Raw genomic sequence first — 22,274 nt, 5'->3', positions numbered from 1 at the left:
TGGCCCCTGACCGCCCTAGTGCGCCGCCCGCATCCGCCGCCGCGACACGCTTTCCCACCCGGCCACCAGCATCATGATCAGCGTCGTCAGCCCGCCCACCATCAGGTTGTCGGTGACGAACGAGATCGGCGCCAGGATGGCCAGCAGCGCGAGGCCCACCACGTGCGACAGCGGGAAGCGGCCATACACCACCGTCTTGTAGATGCCGTTGCCCAGCAGGTACAAGGCCGGGCCGCCGAGCAGCGCGGCGGCGGCCGCCGTGACGATGCGGCCGTCCGGGTGCAGGATGACCAGTTCGTTGGCCACCGCTGAGACGATCACGCCCGCGATCAGGATCACATGCACGTAGTGGAAGTAGGCGCCGACCCGGCCCGGATCGGCGTGGTGCGCGATGGCTTCGCTGCCGTCCTTGCTGCTGGTGTCGAAATACACCCACCACATCGCCGCCGTGCCCAGGAATGCGGCCAGCAGCGCGATCAGGGTGGGGATGTCCCAGTGCGGATGCTCGCCCAGCGTGGCGCCGGTGATCAGCAGCGTCTCGCCCAGCGCCACGATCACGAACAGCTGGCAGCGCTCGGCCAGGTGGCCGCCCTCGATGGTCCATTCGCGGGTGCTGGAGCGGCCCAGGCCCGGCAGCCAGAAGCCGGCCATGGGCGAAAAATACTCGCAGGCCACCGCCACGATCCAAAACGCCAGCCGCGTATCGCCCGAGGCCAATCCGCCGGCGATCCAGAACACCGCCGAAATGCACAGCCAGCCCAGCATGCGGCGGAAATTCGGCGCCAGCGGATGCGACGGCCCCAGGTGCAGCACCACGAACAGCGTGCGGCCGATCTGGATCAGCACGTAACAGACCGCGAAGATCAGCCCGTTCTCGCCGAAGGCGCCGGGCAGCACGGCGGCCGCCACCAGCCCCACCAGCATCACGCCGAACAGCATCAGCCGCATCGGCAGTGCGTCGGGATCGAACCAGTTGGTGACCCAGCAGGTGTACTGCCAACCCAGCCATACGGCGAACCACAGCACCAGCGTGTGCACCGCGCCCATCAGGGTCAGGTCGTGCAGCAGGCTGTGGGACAGCTGGGTGACCGCGAAGACGTAGACCAGGTCGAAGAACAGCTCGACGAAGGTGACGCGGGCTTCATGGCCGTCGCGGTGGCGCAGCAGATTGGCGCTGGCAAGGAATGTCATGGCGGCGCTTCCTATCCGGTAGGGGGCGTCGCCAGATTACTCCCGGCCTTGCCGGCCAATCGTAAAGAATTCAAAAGACGTGGCGCGGCCGCGACGCCTCAATGGCCGGTCGGCGTTTCGCCGTGGCCGCCCAGCTCGCGGTTGCGCGAGCGCACCAGCGCGGCGGCCAGCGCCGCCGCCACGGCCGCGATCACCGCGCCCGCCAGGAAGGTCACGCCGTAGCCGCCCGCCAGCGCCGCCACCGGGGCCGTGCCGGCGCCGGCCAACGCCGCCGTGCGCGCCGCGGCCAGGCTGGCCAGCACCGCCAGCCCCAGCGCGCCGCCCATCATGAAGGCGGTGTTGACCACGCCGGACGCCAGGCCCGACTGGCCCGGCTCGACGTCGCTCATGGCGGCCAGCAGCATCGGGTTGAAGGCGATGCCCGCGCCCAGGCCCAGCAGCAGCATGCCGGGCAGCACGTCCGCCGCGAAGTGGCCGTCGACCGGGGCGCGCGCGAACAGCGCCAGCCCCAGCGCCGCCATCAACAGCCCGGTGGCCAGCGGCCCGCGGATGCCGAAGCGCATCACCAGCTTGGCCGACAGCCCCAGCGAGAACGCCGCCATGATCAGGTTGGCCGGCAGGAACGCCAGCCCCACCTGCATGGCGTCATAGCCCAGCACCAACTGCATGTACAGCGCCGAGACGAAGAACCAGGCGAACATGCCCGCGGCCCACAGCACGCCGACCACGTTGGCGGTGGCGACGTTGCGCAGGCGGAACAGCGCCAGCGGCATCAGCGGTTCGGCCACGCGCGCCTCGATCGCCAGGAACAGCGCCATCAGCAACGCGGCCGCGCCCAGCAGACCGAGCGACTGCGCCGAGGTCCAGCCGGCCTCGTTGCCGTTGACCACGGCGTACACCGCCAGCATCAGCGACGCGGTGACGGTCAGCGCGCCGGCCACGTCCAGCCTGCCGCCACCGGCCGCGCCGCGCGCTGCCGGCAGCAGCCGCAGGCACAGCGCGTAGACGGCCACGCCGATCGGGATGTTGACCAGGAAGATCCAGTGCCACGACAGCTTGCTGGTCAGCAGCCCGCCCAGCAGCACGCCCAGGCTGCCGCCGCCCGCACAGACGAAGCCGTACACGCCCATGGCGCGGGCGCGCTCGCCGGCCTCGGTGAACAGGTTCATGATGAGCGACAGCGACACCGCCGACACCACCGCGCCGCCCAGTCCTTGCGCGGCGCGCGCGGCAATCAGCAGCCCCTGGCCCCGCGCCAGTCCACAGGCCAGCGAGGCCACCGTGAACAGCACCAGGCCGGCCAGGAACATGCGCCGGTGCCCGAGCAGGTCGCCCAGCCGTCCGCCCAGCAGCAGGAAGCCGCCGAAGGTCAGCATGTAGGCGTTCACCACCCAGACCAGCGAGGTCTCGGTGAAGTTCAGGTCTTCGCGTATCGAGGGCAGGGCGACGTTGACGATGGTGGTGTCCAGCACGATCATCAACACGCCCAGGCACAGCACCATCAGTGCCCACCAGCGTTGCCTGCCCTGTATGCCATGCGTCATGGATGTCTCGCTCCATCCGCTTGTGGCGGATTCGGTTGTCAGTGGGGTTGTCAGTGGCTGAGCCGCCCGCCGCTGATCATCCACCGCGTGTCGTAGCGGTCGATCAGCGCGCCGTAGGCTTCGGCCCAGAAGGTTTTCTGGAGCGGCATGGTAACGCTGCCGCCGTCGGCCAGCATATCGAACACGCGTTGCGCGTCCGAGACAGTGGGATAGGCCAGCGACAGCGCCATGCCCTGCTTGCCGGGATAGGGATGGCCGGCGGTGGCGTCGCTGGCCATCAGCACCTGTTCGTCCAGCGCCAGACGGGCGTACATGATGCGTTCGGATTCTTCGGTCGACAGCGCCGGCATGGCGGCATCGGCGGGCGCGTCCGCGTAGCGCAACATGGCCTCGACGCGGCCGCCCAGCACGCGTTCGTAGAAACGCATGGCCTCGGCGCAGTTGCCGTCGAAACTGAGGTAGGCGGAAAGTTGGGGCATGAGGGTTCCTCCTTGTGGCCGATCCCGATTCTCGCATCCGCGGCGCTGTCCGGGAAACCTCTTATTGCCGCCGGTCCGCGCGCCTCCCTATGATTCGCCACAGGATCAGGACTGATCCGCACGCGCCGGCACGGCTTGGCGCGGCAGTGCCCCGCAGCAATGATTGCTGCCCGAACCTTCGTCTGGCTATAGAAGCCCCCGACTCACACGCAATGCGTGGTCGGGGGCTTTTTTGTTTTCCAAAACGTTGCAGGGAGATCGCATGCAAGTATCACCGCCGCCGGACGCCGCCGCGTCCGCGATCCACGTGGCCAGTGTGCAGACGGCCCCCGTCATGGGCGAGGTCGCCGCCAACGTGGCCCGTTCCATCGAACTGGTCGAGCAGGCCGCCGCGCAGGGCGCGCGGCTGGTGGTGCTGCCCGAACTGGCCAACACCGGCTACGTGTTCGCCAGCCGCCAGGAGGCCCACGCCCTGGCCGAAAGCGTGCCCGACGGCCCCAGCTCGCGGGCCTGGATCGCGCTGGCGCAACGCCTGGGCATCTACCTGGTGGCCGGCATCGCCGAGCGCAGCGGCGGCAGGCTGTACAACGCCGCCATCATCGCCGGCCCCGACGGCTACCTGGGCACCTACCGCAAGCTGCACCTGTGGGGCGACGAAAACCTGTTCTTCGAGCCGGGCGACCTGGGGCTGCCGGTGTTCGATACCGAATTCGGCCGGCTGGGCGTGGCGATCTGCTACGACGGCTGGTTTCCCGAGGTCTACCGGCTGCTGGCGCTGCGCGGCGCCGACATCGTGGCGGTGCCGACCAACTGGGTGCCGATGCCGGGGCAGACGCCCGACGGCCCCGCCATGGCGCACGCGCTGGCGGCGGCCGGGGCCCATAGCAACGGCCTGACGCTGGTGTGCGCCGACCGGGTCGGCGTCGAGCGCGGCCAGCCCTTCGTCGGCCGCAGCCTGATCGTCGGCTCTCAGGGCTGGACCGTGGCCGGCCCCGCCAGCCACGACCGCGAAGAAGTGCTGCTGGCGCCGGTGGACCTGGCCGCCTCGCGCCGCGCGCGGCAACTGAACGACTTCAACCACGTGCTGCGCGATCGGCGCCGCGACCTTTACGACGAACTGCTGGGCGCCGCCGACGCGCCGCGGCAGCGTTGAATACAACGGCGGACAGCCGGCCCCCAAGGAGAAATCCCCATGAAAAAACCCACTTGCAGCTTCCTCATCCGACTTTCCTTCATCGCCGCGCTGACCGGCGCGGCGGGCGCGCACGCGGCCGACCCTTTGCGCATCGGCGTGCCGGTCGGCCTGTCGGGCGCCAACAGCGTGGTCGCGCCCGGCGTGGTGCAGGCCTCGCAGCTGGCCGCCGATGAAATCAACGCCGCCGGCGGCATCCTCGGTCGCCAGGTGGTGCTGGAGATCGCCGACGACGCCTCGGGCGCGGTCGGCGCGCAGAAGGCCTACGACACGCTGGTGTTCCAGAAGAAGGTGGACGCCATCATCGCCATGGAAACCAGCGCGGCGCGCAACGCCGCGCTGCCCATCGTCTCGCGCGGCAAGGTGCCGTACATCTACACCTCGTTCTACGAAGGCCGTTCGTGCAACCGCTGGATGCACGTCAACGGCTGGGTGCCCGAGCAGCAGGTGGCGCCGGTGGTGGACCACTTCATGAAGGAACGCGGCGCCAAGACCTTCTTCCTGGTCGGCAGCGACTACGCCTTCGGCCGCGGCATGCTCAAGTTCACCCGCGAATACATCGAGAAGCAGGGCGGGCGCGTGGTGGGCGAGGAATACCTGCCCATCGACGGTTCCGACTGGACGCCAGTGGTCTCGAAGATCCGCTCGGCCAACCCGGACGCGCTGATCAGCTCCACCGCCGGCGGCGGCCCCAACGTCAGCCTGGCCAAGCAGGTCAAGGCGGCCGGCCTGACCATGCCCTACGGCAACCTGGCGATCGACGAAGCCACCGCCAAGACCATGGGCGACACGGCGGTCGGCATGTACCTGTCGGCCTCGTACCTGACCAGCATCGATACGCCGCAGAACCGCAAGTTCCTTGACGGCCTGAAGGCCAAGTTCGGCGCCGACGCCAAGACCGCCAACGAGTTCTCGGGCCCGCAGTACGAAGCCTTCTTCCTCTACAAGGCGGCGGTCGAGAAAGCTGGCAGCACCGATTCGCAGAAGGTGGTCAAGGCGCTGAGCGAAGTGTCGTTCGACGGCCCGCGCGGCCCGGTCAAGATGGACCGCCAGCGCCACGCCGCGCTGACCATGCGGCTGGGCCAGGTGCAGCCGGACGGCTCCATCAAGATCCTGCAGACCTTCGACCAGGTCGATCCGGGCGCGCAGTGCCCCGACCTGAAGTGACGCGGTAAGCCGCACCCTGCGCGCCGCCGGTCCGCCGGCGGCGCTGGAGAACACAATGGGTTTGATGCTGGACATCCTGAGCACGGCCGCCATGCTGTTCATCGTGACGGCCGGGCTGATGATCATCTTTGGCGTGATGAAGATCGTCAATTTCGCCCACGGCGCCATCATCACGCTGGGCAGCTACGCCGCCCTGGTGGTGACGCGCCTGGGGCTGGACCCGTGGCTGGCGCTGCCGTGCGCGCTGGCGGCGGGCGTGCTGGTGGGCATGCTGGTCGAACGCCTGATCGTGCAGCCGCTGTACAAGCGGCCGCTGGACGCCATCCTGGCCACCTGGGGCCTGGGCATCGTCATCGGCCAGCTCATCACCATGGCCTTCGGCCGCGAGGTGCAGTTCGCCGACGCGCCGATCCAGGGCGCGGTGCCGTTCCTGGGCATCGAATACTCGGCCTACCGGCTGTTCCTGGTGCCGGGCGCGCTGCTGCTGTACGTGGCGCTGACGCTGCTGCTGAACGGCACGCGCTTTGGTGTGCGTACCCGCGCCGTCATCATGAACGAGGACCTGGCGCGCGGCCTGGGCATCAACGCCGAACGAATCCGCTTCACCACCTTCGCGCTGGGCGCCGGGCTGGGCGCGCTGGCCGGCGCGCTCATCACGCCGCTGTCCAGCGTCGATCCGAACATGGGGCTGCCGTGGCTGGTCAGCGCCTTCATGCTGGTGATGGTGTCGGGCAACTCGATCACCGCGCTGCTCCTGACCTGCCTGGTCTATGGCGCCTGCCAGGTGCTGGTGGGGGTGTACATCAGCCCGATCCTGGGCGGCGTCACCATCGCGGTGCTGGCGGCCCTGACCCTGCGCCTGCGTCCCAAAGGATTCGCCCATGACTGATTCCTCCCTCGCGCAACCGGCGCTGGCCACCCGCGCCGACCCGCGCCGCGCCGCCCGCGGCCGCGACCTGCTGTGGCTGGCCATTGCCTGCCTGGCGTTGACCGTGGCCGGCCCCTGGCTGTTCGACACCTACCTGCTGAACGTGCTGATCAAGGCGCTGTTCTTCGCCGTGGCTGCGGTCACGGTCGATATCCTGTGGGGCTACACCGGCTACCTGACCTTCGGCCAATCGGCCTTCTTCGGCGTCGGCGCCTACGCGGCCGGGCTGGCCTTCACCCATTACGGCTTCTCGCCCGGCATCGCGCTCGCGGCCGCGCTGGTCGCGGTGGGCGCGGCGGCGCTGCTGGCGCTGGCCACCGGCTGGCTGTCGTTCTATCGCGGTGCCTCGCCGTTCTTCGCCACCGTGATCTCGCTGGTGCTGCCCATCGTGCTGACCCAGGTCGCGCTGTCGGGCGGCACCTACACCGGCTCCTCGTCCGGCCTGACCGGCTACGACACCTTCGACCTGTCGCTGGAAGCCTGGTACGTCATCGCCGCCGGCGGCCTGTCGGTCGTGGCGCTGCTGGCCTGGGTCGCGGTGCGCAGCGACGGCGGCCGCATCCTGGCCGCGCTGCGCGACAACGAGGGCCGCTGCAGCTACCTGGGGCTGAACACCGCGCACTGGCGCATCGCGCTGCTGGTGGTGTGCGGCGCGGTCGCCAGCCTGGCGGGCTTCGGCTACGGCGCCTTCAGCGGCGTGGTGGCGCCGGAACTGACCGGCTTCGTGTTCGGCACCGAACTCATCATCTGGGTGGCGCTGGGCGGACGCGGCACGGTCTGGGGGCCGGTGCTGGGCGCCGTGCTGATCAACGTGGCCGGCTCGTACCTCAGCGGCAACATGCCGTTCCTGTACCAGCTGGTGCTGGGCGTCACCTTCATCCTGGTGATCCTGCTGTTGCCGCGCGGGCTGCTGCCCCTGGTGCTGGCGCCATGGCGCCGGCGGCGTCCTGCGCCGGTGCCGGAACTGGCGGTGCGCGCGCCCGCCAGCGCATCGGGGCAGGGCGGCGCAGCGGGACAAGGCGGCACGCCAGGGCAGGGCGCCGCCGAAGGCGGCCTGGTCCTGGCCGGCGTGGCCAAGCGCTTCGGCAGCCTCAAGGTGCTGGAAGGCATCGACCTGCGCGCGCGCGGCGGCGAACTGCTGGGCCTGATCGGCCCCAACGGCGCCGGCAAGACCACGCTGATGCGCTGCATCGCCGACGGCGCCGAGCGCAGCGACGGCACGGTCGAGCTATGCGGCCACGCCGTCAAGCGCGACGGGCCGGAGCAGTGCGTGCGTTACGGCCTGGGCCGCAAGTTCCAGAATGCCAACATCTTCGACACACTGACCGTGGCCGAAAGCCTGCGCATCGCCACCACCCTGCGCGAGCGGCCGTCGTGGCGCCGCCGGTCGCCCCGACTGGCGCTGCCGGCCTACGCCCTGGAGGTGCTGCGCATGACCGGCCTGGACCAGCAACTGGACCGCGTGGCGCGCGACCTGTCGCATGGCCAGCAGCAGGCGCTGGAACTGGCCATGGTGCTGGCGCTGGAGCCGCGCGTGGTGCTGCTGGACGAACCCACCGCGGGTCTCAGCAAGGACGAGCGCGCCCGCATCGGCCAGGTGCTGTCGGCCCTGGCCCATACCCACGGCCTGTGCTGCCTGCTGGTCGAGCACGACCTGGACTTCGTGGCCGAGGTGGCCACCCGCATCATCGTGCTGCACCAGGGCCGCATCGTCATGGACGGCAGCTTCCGCGAAGTGGCCGAATCGGAACTGGTGCGCACCATCTACGCCGGCAACGCGCCGGCCGCGCACAAGACCGCGCAAGCCACCCGGCAAGCGAGTCAGCAAGCCACTGAGCAAGCCGCGTGGCAAGGCGCCCAACCCGCAACCCCGCCCGTCTCGCCCGAAGGAGCCCAACCATGAACGCCGCCCTGGCCTTGCGCCTGGAACACGTCGCCAGCGGCTACAAAGGCGCCGTGGTGCTGAACGACATCTCGCTGTCGGTGGCCGGCGGCGCCTGCGTGGCGCTGCTGGGCAAGAATGGCATGGGCAAGAGCACGCTGCTCAAGACGGTCATGGGCTACCTGCCCAAGCTGCGCGGCACCGTCAGCCTGGGCGGCGTCGACGCCACCCGCCTGCGGCCGCATGAGGTCGCCCGCCGCGGCGTCGCCTACGCCGCCCAGGACCAGCCGCTGTTTCCCGACCTGAACATCCGCGACAACCTGCGCCTGGGCCTGGCCAACGACCGCCTGTTCGACGAACGCTTCGGTGAAATCGCCGACCTGTTCCCGGTGTTCGCCAGCCGCCTGCGGCAGTACGCCGGCACCCTGTCCGGCGGCGAGCAGAAGATGCTGTTGGTGGCGCGCGGCCTGATGCAGCGGCCGGCCCTGCTGCTGCTGGACGAGATCACCGAAGGCCTGCAGCCCTCGGTGATCGAGCGGCTGGGCCGGGCGCTCAACTGGGAACGCGAGCGGCGCGGCACGTCCATGTTCATCGTCGAACAGAACGTGGCCTTCGCGCTGGATGTGGCCGACCGCTACCTGGTGCTCAAACAGGGCGCCATCGTCGACCAGGGCGAGGCTGGCGCGCCGGGGGCCGCCGGCCATATCATGGACCACCTCAAGGTATGAGTCTTGTTTCGTAGAAGGATGCGCTTATGACTGCCCGCACTGACAGGGACGCCGCCACGCCGGGATGGCGCATCGGCGTGCTGTACTCCCGCAGCGGCGTGACCGGCACCACCGAATCGCAGCATTTCTTCGGCACCGTGCTGGCGGTCGAGGAAATCAACGCGCTCGGCGGCGTGCTTGGCCGCCCGCTGGAACCGGTGGTCTACGACCCGCGCAGCGACGCCGAGGAATACCGCCGCCTGGCCGCGCGCCTGTTGCTGGACGACGAGGTCAACGTGATCTTCGGCGGTTGCACCTCGCACTGCCGCAAGGCCATGCTGCCGGTGATCGAACGCAACAACGCGCTGCTCTGGTATGCCTCGGTCTACGAAGGCTTCGAGTATTCGCCCAACATCATCTACACCGGCGCCGCGCCCAACCAGGGCAGCATGCAGCTGGCCGCCTACCTGATCCAGCACTGCGGCAAGCGCATCTTCCTGGTCGGCGCCGACTACATCTACCCGCGCGAAACCAACCGCATCATGCGCGACACCGTCGAGGAACACGGCGGCGAAATCCTGGACGAAACCTACCTGCCGCTGGGCTGCGACGAAAGCGACATCATCGACGTGGTGCGCGACATCCGCCGCATCAAGCCCGACGTGGTGTTCTCGACCCTGATCGGCGACGATGCCCAGCGCTTCTACCGCCGCTACCACGCCGCCTGCGAGGCCGACCCGGGCGCGCCGCACATCCCCATCGCCAGCCTCACCATGGCCGAATCCGAGGTGGCCGAAATCGGCCCCGGCCTGTGCGCCGGCCACATCACCGCCGCCACCTACTTCAACACCGTCGACTCGCCCGCCAACGCCCACTTCCTGGAACGCTGGCGCGCCCGCTTCGGCGAGCGGCCCGCCAGCGTCTACGCCGAGGCCTGCTACAGCCAGGTGCACCTGTTCGCGCGCGCCCTGCAGCGCGCCGGCAGCCTGGACACGCGCAAGCTGGCGCAGGCGGTGCACCAGGTGGGCTTCGACGCGCCCGGCGGCCGCCTGACCATTCTGGCCGAGAACAACCACAGCGTCCTGACCCCGCGCATCGGCGTCTGCCGCGCCGACGGCCGCTTCGACATCGTCTGGGCCAGCGGCGAACCGGTAAAGCCGGACCCGTACCTGACGGGCTTCGGCCTGGACGAATTCTGGCTGGTGTGAGCATGGACCATAGCCTCCGCCGCCTTTACGAAGACCTGCGCAGCGTGGCCGTCGCCGTGGCCTATCCGCCCGGCGAAGACCGCGACCTGCTGGTCGAGCAGCTCAAGCGCATCGGCTGCCGCATCCACCTGGTGTGGCCGTTCCCCGACAAGCCGCCCGCCGGCGCCGACGTGGTGTTCTTCCAGGTCTCGCAATGCGGCCAGAACCCGTTCGCCTGGTCCGCCAGCGAGGTCGACGCCACCCTCATCGCGCTGTCCGAATACGAAACCCCGACCACCTTGAAGCAACTGCTCAAGACCAACGCCCACGGCGTGCTGACGCGGCCGTTCCGCTCGGCAGGCATCCTCAGCACCCTGGTGCTGGCGCGCTCGGCCAAGCAGTTCCAGAACCGCCAGCAGAACAAGATCGACAAGCTGGAAAGCACCATCAAGGCGCGCCGCGTGATCGAAAAGGCGATCCGCGTGCTGATGGACCACCAGCGCCTGGACGAACGCGCCGCCTACGAACATATGCGAACCCGCGCCACCGGCCTGCGGGTCAGCGTGGCCGAGGTCGCCGCCATGATCGTCGAGGCCAGCGAAGCCATGGAAAAACTGGGCCTGGGCGGCGCGCGCCCCGACCCGCAGAACAACAGCAACAACGGAGGCAAGGCATGAAAGTCATGATCGCCCGCATGAACCACGAGACCAACACCTTTTCGCCGGTGCCCACGCCGCTGTCCGCCTTCGGCAACGACGGCCCGACCTACGACCGCGCCGCCTACGACGAGAACCACGGCAAGCGCACCGCCATGTCGGCATTCATCGACCTGGCCGAGGCGCGGGGCGCCACGCTGGTCACGCCCGTGTCCGCCACCGCTTACCCCAGCGGCCGCGTCGACGGCCAGGCCTATCGTGAACTATGCGACCGCATCGTCGCCGCCGCCGTCGGCTGCGACGCGCTGCTGCTGGACCTGCACGGCGCCATGGCCGTCGAAACCACCGACGACGGCGAAGGCGATCTGCTCGAACGCCTGCGCCAGCAGGCCCCGGGCGTGCCGATCGCCGTCGCCCTGGACCTGCACGGCAACGTCACGCAAAAAATGATCGACAACGCCGACGTCATCGTCAGCTTCAAGACCTACCCGCACGTCGACATGTACGAAACCGGCGAACACGCCGGCCGCATCCTGTTCGACTGGCTGGCCGGCGGCCCGCGCCCGCGCATGGCCTGGCGCCGCCTGCCGCTCATGACCCACACCCTGCGCAGCAACACCACCGAAGGCCCCATGCGCCGCGCCGTGCAGGCCGCGCGCGGCGCCGAGGCCGGCGGCATGCTGGGCGTGTCGGTGCTGGCCGGCTTCGCCCTGGCCGACATCCCCGACCCGTGCCTGAGCGTCATCGTGGTCGCCGCCGGCGACGCCGAGGCTGCCGACCGCGTCGCGGCCGGCCTGGCCGCCGCCATCTGGGACGACCGCGATGGCTTCGTCTACGAAGCCGAACCCCTGGCCGCCTCGCTAGACCGCGCCGTCGCCCTGGCGCGCGGCGCCGACCGCCCCGTGCTGCTGCTGGACCACGGCGACAACTGCATGTCCGGCGGCACCTGCGACACCATGGACGTGCTGATGGCCGCCGTCGACGCCGGCCTGACCGGCATCGTCGCCGGCCTGTACTGCGACCCCGAAGCCGTCGCCGCCATGATCGCGGCCGGGCAGGGCGCCCAGGTGGAACTCCCCGTGGGCAACAAACGGCCCATCCCCGCCATCGGCCGCCCCGCCGCGCCGGTCACGCTGACGGGCACCGTGCGCGCCATCACCGACGGCAGCTACGTCATCACCGGCCCCACCTACACCGGCCAGACCGCCTGCATGGGCCGCAGCGCCGTGCTCGACATCGGCGCCGCGCAACTGGTCATCACCGAACGCACCCACGAACCCTGGGACCTGGGCGTCTTCGAAAGCCTGGGCATTGACCCGCGCGAGGCCCGCTTCATCCTGGTCAAATCGCGCATGTACTGCCGCCCGGTGTTCGTGCCGATCTCGTGCGCCCTGGTCGAATGCGACAGCCCGGGCGTCACCAGTTCGGACTTTTCGCTGTTCCCGTACCAGCGGCGCAACCGGCCGCGCTATCCGCTCGAACCGTTCAAGCCGGCGCACATGTCGCCGTGAGGGCCGGGCCGATGTCGCGGCAAGGGCGGGCATGGATGTCGCCGGAAGACCGGCGCAGGCGATGCCATGAGGTGGACGCGGGGACATTCCAGGCGCGTTGCGGCGATCGGCCCGCGCCTTGAACCGCGCCGGGCTTTCCAGTTCAATGGGACATTGCGCGGGCGGCACGTCGCTGCCCGGCCTTACCTGTTGGAGCGGCATATGGCTACGGTGCATCTGTTGTCGGATGAAGAAGCGCGCAAGATCCCCGAGGCGTGGGCGGTGTTCGAAGACATCCGCGCCACCCGCAAGTCCGATTTCGTCAACAACTTCTGGCGCGCCCTGGCCAACGACCCGCCGCAGCTCAAGCGCGTCTGGGAACAGCTCAAGCAGGTCATGATGGCCGATGGAGAAATCCCGCCCCTGGTGCGCGAGATGATCTACATCGCGGTGTCCACCGCCAACGGTTGCAGCTACTGCATCCATTCCCACACCGCCGCCGCCCGCGCCAAGGGCATGACCGACGGCCAGCACGCCGAACTGCTCGCCGTCATCGGCATGGCCGCCCAGACCAACGCGCTGGTCACCGCCATGCAGGTGCCGGTCGACGACGCCTTCACCGTGAAGTAGGGCACCGCCATGGCGACCATTCCGCTGTTCCCGCTGTCCAACGCGCTGTTCCCCGCCGGCGTGCTGCACCTGCGCATCTTCGAAGTGCGCTACCTGGACATGATCCGCCGCTGCATCGCCGACGGCACCGAGTTCGGCGTGGTCGCGCTGCTGGCCGGCAACGAGGTCCGGTCGCCCGAAGGCCAGGAGGTCCTGGCCGACGTCGGCACGCTGGCCCGCATCGACGCCTGGGACGCGCCCATGCCCGCCTTGCTGCAATTGCGCTGCGTGGGAACGAGCCGCTTCCGGCTGGTTTCCAGCCAACTGGCAAAATACGGTCTTTGGATGGGCGAAATCAAACCCATCCCCGACGACCCGCCGCTGCCCGTACCGGCGCCGCTGCAACCCTGCGCCGACGCGCTGGGGAGGTTGGTGGCGCAATGGCAGCAGGAAGGCGTGCCCGCCGACCGCATGCCGGTGGCGCCGCCGTACCGCCTGGATGAATGCGCCTGGGCGGCTGACCGCTGGTGCGAACTGCTGCCGCTGCCGGCGGCCGAGAAGGTCCGGCTGCTGGCGCTGACGGACCCGCGCGCTCGTCTGGAAGCCGTGCGCATCGCGCTGGAAGGGCCGCAGGCCTAGCCAGCCACAGGCGGCGCTGCTTTGGCGGAGCAGGGCAACGCGAGTCGGGCTTGAACTGTTTTTTGGACACCATGGATATCAGGATTGACGAAGGCCTGCGCGCCTATATTGACCCCTTGACCGACGACGAGCGCGAGGCGCTCGAACGCAGCCTGCTGGCCGAAGGCTGCCGCGACGCGCTGGTGCTGTGGGGCGACCTGCTGATCGACGGCCACAACCGCTACGCGCTGTGCATGAAGCACGGCATTCCGTTCGAAACGCGCCAGAACACCTCGTTCAAGTCGATGGACGACGTGCATCTGTGGATGATCGAAAACCACCTGGGCCGGCGCAGCGTATCGGATTTCCAGCGCGGGGTGCTGGCGCTGCGCAAGAAGGAAATCCTGCAATCGCGCAGCGTGCCGCCATGGGAAGACGACGGCACCACGCCGCCGCCCGAACCGCCGCCCATCCCGCCCGCGGCTGCATTGAGCCGCCAGGCGCTGGCGCGCGAGGCGCGCATCAGCAGCAACACGCTGGGGCAGATCGAGAAAATCCAGAAAGCCGCCGCGCCGGAGCTGGTGCGGGCGGTGAAGGATGGGGCGATTTCCATCAACGCTGCGGCGGCGGTGGCCACCTTGCCCCCGGAGCGGCAGGCCGCGGCGGTGGCTGGCGGCAGGAAGGAACTGCAGCAGGCGGCGCGCGAAGTGCGCCAGGCCAAGGCGCCGCCGCCGAAAGAGGCGGTGCCGGATATCCCGATCGAGAATATCGCGGATTTGCCGGCGGAGGTGGCGCGGCTACGGGAGTTGCTGGCGCGGCTGACGGATGAGCGGGATCAGTTGAAGAAGAAGGTGATGCATCTGACGGTGGCGCTGGCCGAGGCCAGGAATGCATCGGCGGGGGCAGGGGACGACTGACGGGATTTGCTGGTTCCCTGCAACTCGCAGCGCTGGTTGCAAAGGCTGGCGATTTTGCGGGATGGCATCAAGATCGACTCGTAAACCAATCCCCCCCGGCGAGAGCGTTCAGGCGGTCAGGAAGCGGATGACTTCGGCCCAATCGTTGGTCGACAGGGCGACGTCCTCGTAGTCGCCGGCTTCCTCGTCGTAGCGCGAGACACAGAAGCGCTGGCTTCTGCCGGATTCGCGATCGGCATACTCGGCGTAGTCGATATACACCTTCAAGCCGCGTTCCTCGTTCTCGAATGAAGGAGCGGCATCGATGTAGCTCGACGCATCGACATACCCTTCGGGCAGCGTCGGCAGGGTGGCGATGTCGTAGTCGGGAAATTCGCGGCGCAGTCGGTCAAGGTTCATAAGGAAAGCAAGTGGGGAAGCAAGTGGAGACAGGAGGCCTGGCATTTTACGTTGCTCCGTGTCAGTCGCCACGATCAGCTTAAGAACGTCGCCCCGCCAGGGCAGGTGCGGGCGGTGCGGGACGGGGCGTTGGAAAAAAAAGGCGGCAAGTCGCTTGACTTCGTCAAGGTATCGAGGCCGCTGCCAGCCACAAAAAATTTCCCCCTGCCATGCGAAATCGCAAACTTCAATTACAAGATCGTTGCAATATATGTCATGGTTTTTACACTAGGGTTTTCCCTTTGTCGTAATACAAATCCATGCGCTCGCGTTTCACTATTGGCAACCTGTTTGGCAACCTCTCCATTGGCACCCGGCTGACCCTGGGCTTCGGCACCGTACTCACGCTATTACTGGCGCTTACCGGCCTGTCGCAATACGAACTGACCCACATCGGCGGCATCAACCGAGCGATCACCGAACAGACCTGGGCCAAAGCGAATGCCATCAACATTATCGACGTGACGACGCGCGCCAATGCGCGCGCCAATCTCGAACTGATCGTCAACACCGATCCCCGCACCGCCGAAACGCTGTTCGCTCGCATCGACACCAATCGGAAAACGATCGACCAGGCGCTGGAAAGCTTGCGGCCGTTGTTCCGCACCGAAGACGAACGTCAAAAACTGCGGCTGTTGGAAGACGTGCGCGGCCGCTACGTGAAGTCATTCCAGGGCGTGGGCGCACTCCTCAAGCGTGGTGAGCGCGACGCCGCTCGCCAGCGCTTGCTGGAAGAGACCCTTCCGCTTCTGGATGGCCTGCAAGACCGCGTCATCGAGATCTCCCGGATTCAATCCGCAGAGATGGTGGACGCCGGCGCCGACAGCCGGAAGGTCATCGACAACGCGGGCATGTTGAACCTGATCCTGTCGGGCCTGGCCGTCGTGCTGGGCGGCCTGTTCGCGTGGCGGGTGTCCAAGTCGATCACGGCGCCGCTTGCCCAGGCAGTGTCGGTGGCCGAGACCGTGGCGCGTGGCGACCTGGGGCAGCCCATTCACGCGGTTACCCGCGATGAAACCGGCCGGCTGCTGCGCGCGCTGCACGATATGCAGGACAAGCTGGCCGGCGCGGTTCGCACCATTCGCGCCGGGTCCGAAACCATCTCCAGCGCAGCGGGGCAGATCGCGGCCGGCAACGCGGACTTGTCCAGCCGGACCGAAGAACAGGCCGCGTCGCTGGAAGAAACCGCCGCATCGATGGAAGAACTCGCGTCGACCGTCAAGCAGAACGCCGACAACGCGCGCCAGGCCAATCAACTGGCGGCAAGCGCCTCCGAAGTCGCCCAACGCGGCGGCGCCGTGGTGTCGGCGGTGGTCAGCACGATGGGGGATATTTCCGCCAGCTCGCGCAAGATTTCCGAGATTGTCTCGGTCATCGACGGGATCGCGTTCCAGACCAACATCCTGGCGCTGAACGCCGCCGTGGAAGCGGCCCGGGCGGGCGAGCAGGGCAAGGGCTTCGCGGTGGTCGCGGGCGAGGTGCGGTCGCTGGCGCAACGCAGCGCGCAGGCCGCGCGCGAGGTCAAGACGCTGATCGAAGCGTCCGTCAGCAAAGTGGCCGAGGGCGCGGGCCAGGCGGAAAACGCAGGCACCACCATGCAAGAGGTGGTCGCCTCGGTCAAGCGCGTGACGGACATCATGGGCGAGATCGCCGCGGCATCGCAGGAACAGGCCTCCGGCATCGAGCAGGTCAACCGCGCCGTGTCGCAGATGGACGAAGTGACCCAGCAGAACGCCGCGCTGGTCGAAGAAGCCGCGGCCGCGGCGGGCTCGATGCAGGACCAGGCGCATGCCTTGGTGAGGGCGGTTGGTGTGTTCCGCTTGAGCGAGGATGCCGCGCGACGCGAGGCCGTGGTCGCCCAGCCAGGCGAGCGTGGTGTGCTGAGGTTGGCCTGATCAGTACGTCTCATTACGGGCCGGGCCATCGGCGGGGCGCAATGCCCGCCAATCCACGTTCATCAACCGTTCAGGTTTCAATACTTATGCTCCAGCCCGAACGCCGCAAGGATAGATTGCAATAACGGGAGCACGAACCATGACCGCCTTTCCGCCTCCGCTGGAAGATCCGGAGGACGATCAACACAGCCCGGCCGAACGCGCCGCCGCCGCCGCCCGCAGCACCTGGGTGAGCGTGGGCGTCAACGTGGTGCTCGCCACCGCCCAGATCATCATCGGTGTTTTCTCCAAGTCCCAGGGCCTGATCGCGGACGGTATTCATTCTTCTTCCGATCTGATCGCCGACTTCATCGTGCTGCTGGCCAACCGCCATGGCCAGAAAGCAGCCGACGCGGACCACCACTACGGCCATTGCCATTCTCCGGAATTACTTTCGGGCCAACAAAGACGCTACCGCCGGACCCGGCGCCGATACCACCACGTCAGCCCCGCCCACACCAGTGCCCAAATACCCAGGATCGCGGCGATGAAGGGCCAAAAAATGAAGGTGGAGACATCGCTCCAGCCGGGCGCGGTACGCTTGAGGCCGATAGGTGCGCTGATTTCCAGTTCGATCTGCTCGCCCTGAAGCGTCGGCCCGACCTCTTCCACCGTGAAGGTAAGCGGCGAAGTCCCCTTTGCCAGCTTCGGAAAGGGCGGGGTGGTCTCCGGCAGCGTGCCATCTATATGACTTTCAGGCCAGAGCTTGCGGTAGAAATGCGTCGAGCTGGCGCTGCTGCGCGGAGCCGCAACCATCACTACGTCCAGGTCCCCGCCATCGCGCACACGAATCCGCACCGGCTCGCCTGGTTCGGCGACTGCGCCCGGCGCCCCCAAACGCGTCGTGTGTTCTCCCAATTCGGGCCGCTTTCTGCCCATCGGGCCGCCGAAACGCGCCTCCATCCATAGTGGCGCTTCGCGGATGCGGTAGACCTCGGCGCGCGCCGTCTGCCCCGGCGTAAGGGTGATCGGCGTCAGCGTCGCGTCCGCGGACGGCACATACCGCAGCATGCCCGCCGTGAACCACGCCATGGCAGCCAACCAAAGCGCCCAACCCACCACCAGCGACACCTTGCAGAACTTTTGCCACATATCGTGCAGTCCAGAATTTTCCAGCATCAAAGCGTACCCGATTTCGCGTGGGCGATTGGAAGCAATGCAGGTTCTTCCACGCATCGCTGTTTTCAGAGCGCCATGCCTCGGCAAGGAGGATGGCCGTACAAGCCAAGAACGCTACGCCTTCATCTCGCCGATGCGATAATTCCGTCCTCGGCGCAGCGATAATGGACGAATCGTTCGCTCGTCTTTGAATAAACTCCAACAGCTAGACAGGAAACATCGACTTGCCGCACTCTTTTCGATTTCCCTCGGCGCCGGCCTTGCGCCTCGCATTATCCGCCTTGACGCTGCTGGCCGCTGGCTGTGGCGGGCCAGGCCACGCCGATACCCCGTCCAAGGTTGCCGCCACCTCCACGGCGCCCAAGCCAGCGCTGCGCAAGCTGAACCCCGCCCCGGCGCAGGCCTATGAAATACGGCTGACCCTTGCCAATGTATCGGATCTCGCAAGCGCCGCAGACGGCAAATCGGCGTTTACCGTGGTGGAGGGCACCGTGCAGTTCGACGCCAGCAACGCCGCACGCTGTGGGAAATCCAACGCCCTGTCCGGTCACGTGCCGACGATGTCCAGCCACGAATCGTTCCGCCTTTCCCGTATATCGGCCACCGAGTACGTGGGTATCGTATATGCCGACATGCTGCTCGACGAAGACTATTATGGACGCGGGGTATGCCATTGGACATTGACCGAAGCACGGGTCGCAATGCGCGCGCGGGAGGATGCCGCCGACACGCGCTTCGTGGCCGAACTGTCGGCTCAAAAAGTGTTCGATGGCGGCACACAGGCGCGCTATTTCTGGAAAGGGTATTACCCCCGCTTCGAGCGGGGGCAACATACCGATTTTGGAAGTGACCGACTGGACCGTGTGTCGGACGATAAGCGTGGTGAGTTCTTTACCGTGACAATGACGGCCAGGAAGGCCGCGAGCGATGCGCCAGGCAGGTGAATGGCGGGCCAACAGCAAGCGTGGCCGCCCGTGTCAGCCATGAAAATGTGTCCTGTCGGGCGGCTAGCTTTCTGATACATTGACGCCTTGAAAATCAAGCCTTCAACCCTGAATACTCGACCTTTGTGGTATTGCTCACAATGAAAAAACTGGCTCTGCTTATTGTCCTGCCATCTTTGCTCGCGGGATGCACGTCGGCACAGATGAACATGCTGACCGGCAAGCGGAATAAAACCTACAACGACGTCAATGCGCCTTGGGTCGGCAGCACAGAAGAACAATTGATCTCCAAGTGGGGACCGCCCAAAAAAAGCTATACGCTTGAAAGCGGGGCAAAGATCATTTCGTACGAAGATATGTGGGGTCCCATTTCCGCCTATCACGTGTGCGTGGAGAAGTTCATGATCGAAAAGGGCATCGTGACCAAGTGGGGGATCTCGAATTGCCCGACGCGCATTAAGGGCTCATTGCCGAAAGACACGCCGATTCCGCAGCCAACCCTGTAGAGGTAAAGGCGCGCGGCGCGGACGCAGAATTCAGCGTGGCCTGCTCCACGCGCAGTCGACATATTGGCCAGGGTAGCGGGACGGGGCGCGTCAAAGCACACCGCCCACTTCCAACCAACGCGACTTGGGATAGTGCTGCCTCGCGGCGCTGGTGCAGCCGATGCAGACTTTGGGCGTTTTCCACAAAGCCGCTGGGTTTGTTCGACAACGTCGCGCCGCGGCCGCGGTAGTCGTGCTGTATCGTCTGTTTCGCCCGGCTTTTCGGCCCCGTCTCGACCATCCAATCGATTCGCAAATCTCCGGCCTGTCCACATGCGTTCCCCACTTTCCCCACGCGGTGCCGTACTTCTGCTGATCGACTTGCAGTGCGCGATTGATCATCCCAGTTGGGGCGAGCGAAATAACCCCGATGCGGAGCGCCAGGTCGGTCGGCTCCTCGCCTATTGGCGCGCCCATGGGTGGCCGGTCTGGCACGTCCGGCATGATTCCACAGATCCCACGTCTTACTACCGCCCAGGCCAGCCCCGGCATGAATTCAAGCCGGAGACCGCGCCCATAGGGGGAGAACCGGTCATTCCGAAGCAGACGAACAGTGCGTTTATCGGCACCGATCTGGAACAGAAGCTTCGCAACAATGGCCTCGACGCATTGGTCGTGGCGGGAGTCATAACGAACAATTCAGTCGAGGCAACTGTCCGCATGGCCGGCAACCTTGGCTTCCAGGTGTGGCTCGTGGCTGACGGTTGCTTCACATTCGCTCGGACAGACTGGAATGGGTCAGCGCGAAGCGCCGAAGATGTTCACGCCATGTCGCTCGCCAACCTGGACGGCGAATACTGCACCGTCGTCACCGCAGATGCGCTGTTGAGCGCGCTTGGCTGAAGCGAACTTGCATTTGCAAGGTTGATCGGCTGATCTGCACTTGCCCCGTGAGCGGGCGCAACGCTCCTCTCACGGATTTTCTTCCGCTCTCCATCAGGTATCGGTAGCCGCCAAGCCACGTGGCCAGGTGCGGTCACTGCATCACGCTTGGCTTCTCGAGTTCAGCATTTCCACGTTCATCATTCGTTCAGGTTTCGGTGCTTATGCTCCAGCCCGAACGCCGCAAGGCTAGATTGCAATAACGGGAGCACGAACCATGACAGCCTTTCCGCCTCCGCTGGAAGATCCGGAGGACGATGAACACAGCCCGGCCGAACGCGCCGCCGCCGCCGCCGCCCGCAGCACCTGGGTGAGCGTGGGCGTGAACGTGGTGCTCGCCACCGCCCAGATCATCATCGGCATTTTCTCCAAGTCCCAGGGCCTGATCGCGGACGGTATTCATTCTTCTTCCGATCTGATCGCCGACTTCATCGTGCTGCTGGCAAACCGCCATGGCCAGAAAGCAGCCGACGCGGACCACCACTACGGCCATTACCGCTACGAGACCGCGGCGTCCCTGGCGCTGGGCGTCTTGCTGCTGCTGGTCGGCGGCGGCATGCTGTGGTCCGCCGTGACCAAGCTGGAGCAGCCCGACGCGATCCCGCAGGTCCACCTCGTCGCGCTGTGGGTGGCCTGTGCCGCCCTGGTCATCAAAGAGGCCTTGTTTCGCTACATGCTTGCCGTGGCCAAGCGCGTGAAGTCCAGCATGCTGGTGGCCAACGCCTGGCATGCGCGCTCCGACGCGGCCTCGTCGCTGGTGGTGGGCCTGGGCATCATCGGCAACCTGCTGGGCTACCCGATACTGGACCCCATCGCCGCGGCCATCGTGGGCTTCATGGTGGCCCGAATGGGCTGGAGCTTCGGCTGGGACGCCTTGCACGACCTGCTGGACCGCGCCATCGACGAAGGCGAAGCCGCCGCGATCCAGCGCACCTTGCTGGACACCCCGGGTATTCAAGGCGTGCACGATCTACGCACCCGGAAAATGGGGGATATGATCGTCGTTGACGCTCACCTGGAAATCGACGCCGGGCTGACTGTCGACGAAGGCCACAAGATCGCCGTGCAAGCGCGCCAACGCGTCATGCAGCGGCATCGTGTATTGAACGTGATGACCCATGTTGATCCCTGGAGACCTCCCGACGCGCCCACGCAGGGCGCCGAGGGCAGGGCGATTATCGAACCAGGCTGTCCGTAGCGCGTTTTGACGACAAGGAAGAAACATGAAAATCAAGAACTCCGATACTCAGTATGCAGGCCTGGTGATCACCATGCACTGGCTCATGCTCGTGGTCCTGGCATTGGTCTACGCCTGTATGGAATTGCGCGGGCTGGCCACCAAAGGCACCGATCTGTACAACAACGTCAAGGCGCTGCATTTCTCGCTGGGGTTGTGTGTCATCGGGTTGGTGGTTTTGCGGGTGGTTATCCGGGTGGCTTCGGGTGCGGCGCCTGCCGTGCGGCCGCCGATGCCGAGGTGGCAGGATGTGCTTTCACGGGTGATGCATTACGCGTTGTATGCGTTCATGATCGTCACGCCGATTTTGGGGTGGTTGACGCTTAGCGCCGGGGGGAAGGCGATTCCGTTGTTTGGGTTGGAGGTTCCGGCGCTGGTCAGCCCGGACAAGGCCCTGGCGGATCAGGTCAAGGAATTGCACGAGACCTTGGCTACGGTGGGGTATTTCCTGGTGGGGCTGCATGCTGCTGCGGCGTTGTTGCATCACTATGTGTTTCGGGATAACACGTTGGTGCGGATGTTGCCGGGGAGGCGGTGAGGTTGTTTCGGGTTGGGGGGCATCGCGCGAAATGCCTCGGAGCACGAGGGGATATTGATGGCGCTGCTCC

General features: G+C 66.8%; 22 protein-coding genes and 1 pseudogene. 18 read left to right on the top strand and 5 right to left on the bottom strand.

Features of this window, described 5'->3' with window-relative positions; translation table 11 throughout:
* Positions 1–15: 15 nt before the first annotated feature.
* From ACUTAG_RS31525 to ACUTAG_RS31515, 3 genes are all read right to left on the bottom strand, one after another.
* Positions 16–1,191: a low temperature requirement protein A gene (locus ACUTAG_RS31525; RefSeq protein WP_148318756.1), complete on the bottom strand. Its 1,176-nt coding sequence runs from the start codon at positions 1,189–1,191 to the stop codon at positions 16–18.
* Positions 1,192–1,289: 98 nt separating this feature from the next.
* Positions 1,290–2,735 (bottom strand): MFS transporter, encoded by a 1,446-nt coding sequence (locus tag ACUTAG_RS31520; RefSeq protein ID WP_148318758.1) that lies wholly within the window; start codon positions 2,733–2,735, stop codon positions 1,290–1,292.
* Between the two features lie 50 nt (positions 2,736–2,785).
* Positions 2,786–3,214 (bottom strand): VOC family protein, encoded by a 429-nt coding sequence (locus ACUTAG_RS31515; protein ID WP_006386255.1) that lies wholly within the window; start codon positions 3,212–3,214, stop codon positions 2,786–2,788.
* Positions 3,215–3,476: 262 nt separating this feature from the next.
* Here ACUTAG_RS31515 and ACUTAG_RS31510 point away from each other — a divergent pair, with 262 nt between their 5' ends.
* The 11 genes from ACUTAG_RS31510 (at position 3,477) to ACUTAG_RS31460 (ending at position 14,567) form a co-directional block, all read left to right on the top strand.
* Positions 3,477–4,367: a nitrilase family protein gene (locus tag ACUTAG_RS31510; RefSeq protein ID WP_112957646.1), complete on the top strand. Its 891-nt coding sequence runs from the start codon at positions 3,477–3,479 to the stop codon at positions 4,365–4,367.
* A gap of 39 nt (positions 4,368–4,406) precedes the next feature.
* Complete coding sequence (locus ACUTAG_RS31505) at positions 4,407–5,573, top strand: substrate-binding protein (protein WP_006386257.1); 1,167 nt, start codon at positions 4,407–4,409, stop codon at positions 5,571–5,573.
* 55 nt (positions 5,574–5,628) lie between these two features.
* Positions 5,629–6,462: a branched-chain amino acid ABC transporter permease gene (locus ACUTAG_RS31500; protein ID WP_148318760.1), complete on the top strand. Its 834-nt coding sequence runs from the start codon at positions 5,629–5,631 to the stop codon at positions 6,460–6,462.
* Positions 6,455–8,404: a branched-chain amino acid ABC transporter ATP-binding protein/permease gene (locus ACUTAG_RS31495; protein ID WP_148318762.1), complete on the top strand. Its 1,950-nt coding sequence runs from the start codon at positions 6,455–6,457 to the stop codon at positions 8,402–8,404. Before ACUTAG_RS31500 ends, ACUTAG_RS31495 begins: the two co-directional genes overlap by 8 nt.
* On the top strand, positions 8,401–9,111 hold the full coding sequence (locus ACUTAG_RS31490) for an ABC transporter ATP-binding protein (protein WP_148318764.1): 711 nt from the start codon (positions 8,401–8,403) through the stop codon (positions 9,109–9,111). The genes ACUTAG_RS31495 and ACUTAG_RS31490 overlap by 4 nt, the downstream gene beginning before the upstream one ends.
* A gap of 26 nt (positions 9,112–9,137) precedes the next feature.
* Complete coding sequence (locus ACUTAG_RS31485; RefSeq protein ID WP_148318766.1) at positions 9,138–10,298, top strand: transporter substrate-binding domain-containing protein; 1,161 nt, start codon at positions 9,138–9,140, stop codon at positions 10,296–10,298.
* A 2-nt stretch (positions 10,299–10,300) separates the two neighbouring features.
* Complete coding sequence (locus tag ACUTAG_RS31480) at positions 10,301–10,954, top strand: ANTAR domain-containing response regulator (RefSeq protein WP_006386262.1); 654 nt, start codon at positions 10,301–10,303, stop codon at positions 10,952–10,954.
* Complete coding sequence (locus ACUTAG_RS31475) at positions 10,951–12,444, top strand: M81 family metallopeptidase (protein ID WP_148318768.1); 1,494 nt, start codon at positions 10,951–10,953, stop codon at positions 12,442–12,444. Before ACUTAG_RS31480 ends, ACUTAG_RS31475 begins: the two co-directional genes overlap by 4 nt.
* A gap of 201 nt (positions 12,445–12,645) precedes the next feature.
* A complete protein-coding gene (locus tag ACUTAG_RS31470) occupies positions 12,646–13,053 on the top strand; it encodes a carboxymuconolactone decarboxylase family protein (protein WP_020927960.1) in 408 nt (135 codons plus the stop codon).
* A gap of 9 nt (positions 13,054–13,062) precedes the next feature.
* Positions 13,063–13,671: an LON peptidase substrate-binding domain-containing protein gene (locus ACUTAG_RS31465; RefSeq protein WP_148318770.1), complete on the top strand. Its 609-nt coding sequence runs from the start codon at positions 13,063–13,065 to the stop codon at positions 13,669–13,671.
* A gap of 71 nt (positions 13,672–13,742) precedes the next feature.
* Positions 13,743–14,567, top strand: coding sequence for a hypothetical protein (locus tag ACUTAG_RS31460; RefSeq protein WP_054472387.1), 825 nt, complete (start codon positions 13,743–13,745; stop codon positions 14,565–14,567).
* A gap of 108 nt (positions 14,568–14,675) precedes the next feature.
* On the opposite strand, the gene ACUTAG_RS31455 is transcribed toward ACUTAG_RS31460, so the two are convergent.
* Positions 14,676–14,966, bottom strand: a complete 291-nt coding sequence (locus tag ACUTAG_RS31455; protein WP_006386276.1) for a hypothetical protein — start codon at positions 14,964–14,966, stop codon at positions 14,676–14,678.
* A 299-nt stretch (positions 14,967–15,265) separates the two neighbouring features.
* Here ACUTAG_RS31455 and ACUTAG_RS31450 point away from each other — a divergent pair, with 299 nt between their 5' ends.
* Both ACUTAG_RS31450 and ACUTAG_RS31445 read left to right on the top strand, forming a co-directional pair.
* Positions 15,266–16,900, top strand: coding sequence for a methyl-accepting chemotaxis protein (locus ACUTAG_RS31450; RefSeq protein ID WP_148318772.1), 1,635 nt, complete (start codon positions 15,266–15,268; stop codon positions 16,898–16,900).
* Between the two features lie 139 nt (positions 16,901–17,039).
* Positions 17,040–17,312, top strand: a pseudogene (locus ACUTAG_RS31445) (cation diffusion facilitator family transporter); the annotation flags it as partial.
* A 38-nt stretch (positions 17,313–17,350) separates the two neighbouring features.
* Here the strand turns inward: ACUTAG_RS31445 and ACUTAG_RS31440 are convergent.
* Positions 17,351–18,031, bottom strand: a complete 681-nt coding sequence (locus ACUTAG_RS31440) for a hypothetical protein (protein ID WP_262352276.1) — start codon at positions 18,029–18,031, stop codon at positions 17,351–17,353.
* 308 nt (positions 18,032–18,339) lie between these two features.
* On the opposite strand from ACUTAG_RS31440, the gene ACUTAG_RS31435 reads away from it, so the two are divergent.
* From ACUTAG_RS31435 to ACUTAG_RS31415, 5 genes are all read left to right on the top strand, one after another.
* On the top strand, positions 18,340–19,002 hold the full coding sequence (locus ACUTAG_RS31435; protein WP_262352277.1) for a hypothetical protein: 663 nt from the start codon (positions 18,340–18,342) through the stop codon (positions 19,000–19,002).
* Positions 19,003–19,142: 140 nt separating this feature from the next.
* Positions 19,143–19,508, top strand: coding sequence for a hypothetical protein (locus ACUTAG_RS31430; protein WP_148318777.1), 366 nt, complete (start codon positions 19,143–19,145; stop codon positions 19,506–19,508).
* 312 nt (positions 19,509–19,820) lie between these two features.
* Positions 19,821–20,390: a cysteine hydrolase family protein gene (locus ACUTAG_RS31425; protein ID WP_054515105.1), complete on the top strand. Its 570-nt coding sequence runs from the start codon at positions 19,821–19,823 to the stop codon at positions 20,388–20,390.
* Between the two features lie 256 nt (positions 20,391–20,646).
* Positions 20,647–21,627: a cation diffusion facilitator family transporter gene (locus tag ACUTAG_RS31420; protein WP_148318779.1), complete on the top strand. Its 981-nt coding sequence runs from the start codon at positions 20,647–20,649 to the stop codon at positions 21,625–21,627.
* Positions 21,628–21,652: 25 nt separating this feature from the next.
* A complete protein-coding gene (locus tag ACUTAG_RS31415; protein ID WP_148318781.1) occupies positions 21,653–22,204 on the top strand; it encodes a cytochrome b in 552 nt (183 codons plus the stop codon).
* The last annotated feature ends 70 nt before the right edge of the window (positions 22,205–22,274 follow it).

The organism is Achromobacter sp. CSND-B12 (genome assembly GCF_052906545.1).
The sequence above is the reverse complement of the archived record's forward strand: the minus strand, read 5'-3'. Positions and strand labels throughout refer to the sequence as shown.

Bases quoted from the DNA above. Each gene is read 5' to 3' on its own strand.
- ACUTAG_RS31525 (WP_148318756.1), bottom strand. From the start codon at position 1,191: ATGACATTCCTTGCCAGCGCCAATCTGCTGCGCCACCGCGACGGCCAT.
- ACUTAG_RS31520 (WP_148318758.1), bottom strand. From the start codon at position 2,735: ATGACGCATGGCATACAGGGCAGGCAACGCTGGTGGGCACTGATGGTG.
- ACUTAG_RS31515 (WP_006386255.1), bottom strand. From the start codon at position 3,214: ATGCCCCAACTTTCCGCCTACCTCAGTTTCGACGGCAACTGCGCCGAG.
- ACUTAG_RS31510 (WP_112957646.1), top strand. From the start codon at position 3,477: ATGCAAGTATCACCGCCGCCGGACGCCGCCGCGTCCGCGATCCACGTG.
- ACUTAG_RS31505 (WP_006386257.1), top strand. From the start codon at position 4,407: ATGAAAAAACCCACTTGCAGCTTCCTCATCCGACTTTCCTTCATCGCC.
- ACUTAG_RS31500 (WP_148318760.1), top strand. From the start codon at position 5,629: ATGGGTTTGATGCTGGACATCCTGAGCACGGCCGCCATGCTGTTCATC.
- ACUTAG_RS31495 (WP_148318762.1), top strand. From the start codon at position 6,455: ATGACTGATTCCTCCCTCGCGCAACCGGCGCTGGCCACCCGCGCCGAC.
- ACUTAG_RS31490 (WP_148318764.1), top strand. From the start codon at position 8,401: ATGAACGCCGCCCTGGCCTTGCGCCTGGAACACGTCGCCAGCGGCTAC.
- ACUTAG_RS31485 (WP_148318766.1), top strand. From the start codon at position 9,138: ATGACTGCCCGCACTGACAGGGACGCCGCCACGCCGGGATGGCGCATC.
- ACUTAG_RS31480 (WP_006386262.1), top strand. From the start codon at position 10,301: ATGGACCATAGCCTCCGCCGCCTTTACGAAGACCTGCGCAGCGTGGCC.
- ACUTAG_RS31475 (WP_148318768.1), top strand. From the start codon at position 10,951: ATGAAAGTCATGATCGCCCGCATGAACCACGAGACCAACACCTTTTCG.
- ACUTAG_RS31470 (WP_020927960.1), top strand. From the start codon at position 12,646: ATGGCTACGGTGCATCTGTTGTCGGATGAAGAAGCGCGCAAGATCCCC.
- ACUTAG_RS31465 (WP_148318770.1), top strand. From the start codon at position 13,063: ATGGCGACCATTCCGCTGTTCCCGCTGTCCAACGCGCTGTTCCCCGCC.
- ACUTAG_RS31460 (WP_054472387.1), top strand. From the start codon at position 13,743: ATGGATATCAGGATTGACGAAGGCCTGCGCGCCTATATTGACCCCTTG.
- ACUTAG_RS31455 (WP_006386276.1), bottom strand. From the start codon at position 14,966: ATGAACCTTGACCGACTGCGCCGCGAATTTCCCGACTACGACATCGCC.
- ACUTAG_RS31450 (WP_148318772.1), top strand. From the start codon at position 15,266: ATGCGCTCGCGTTTCACTATTGGCAACCTGTTTGGCAACCTCTCCATT.
- ACUTAG_RS31440 (WP_262352276.1), bottom strand. From the start codon at position 18,031: ATGTGGCAAAAGTTCTGCAAGGTGTCGCTGGTGGTGGGTTGGGCGCTT.
- ACUTAG_RS31430 (WP_148318777.1), top strand. From the start codon at position 19,143: ATGAAAAAACTGGCTCTGCTTATTGTCCTGCCATCTTTGCTCGCGGGA.
- ACUTAG_RS31425 (WP_054515105.1), top strand. From the start codon at position 19,821: ATGCGTTCCCCACTTTCCCCACGCGGTGCCGTACTTCTGCTGATCGAC.
- ACUTAG_RS31420 (WP_148318779.1), top strand. From the start codon at position 20,647: ATGACAGCCTTTCCGCCTCCGCTGGAAGATCCGGAGGACGATGAACAC.
- ACUTAG_RS31415 (WP_148318781.1), top strand. From the start codon at position 21,653: ATGAAAATCAAGAACTCCGATACTCAGTATGCAGGCCTGGTGATCACC.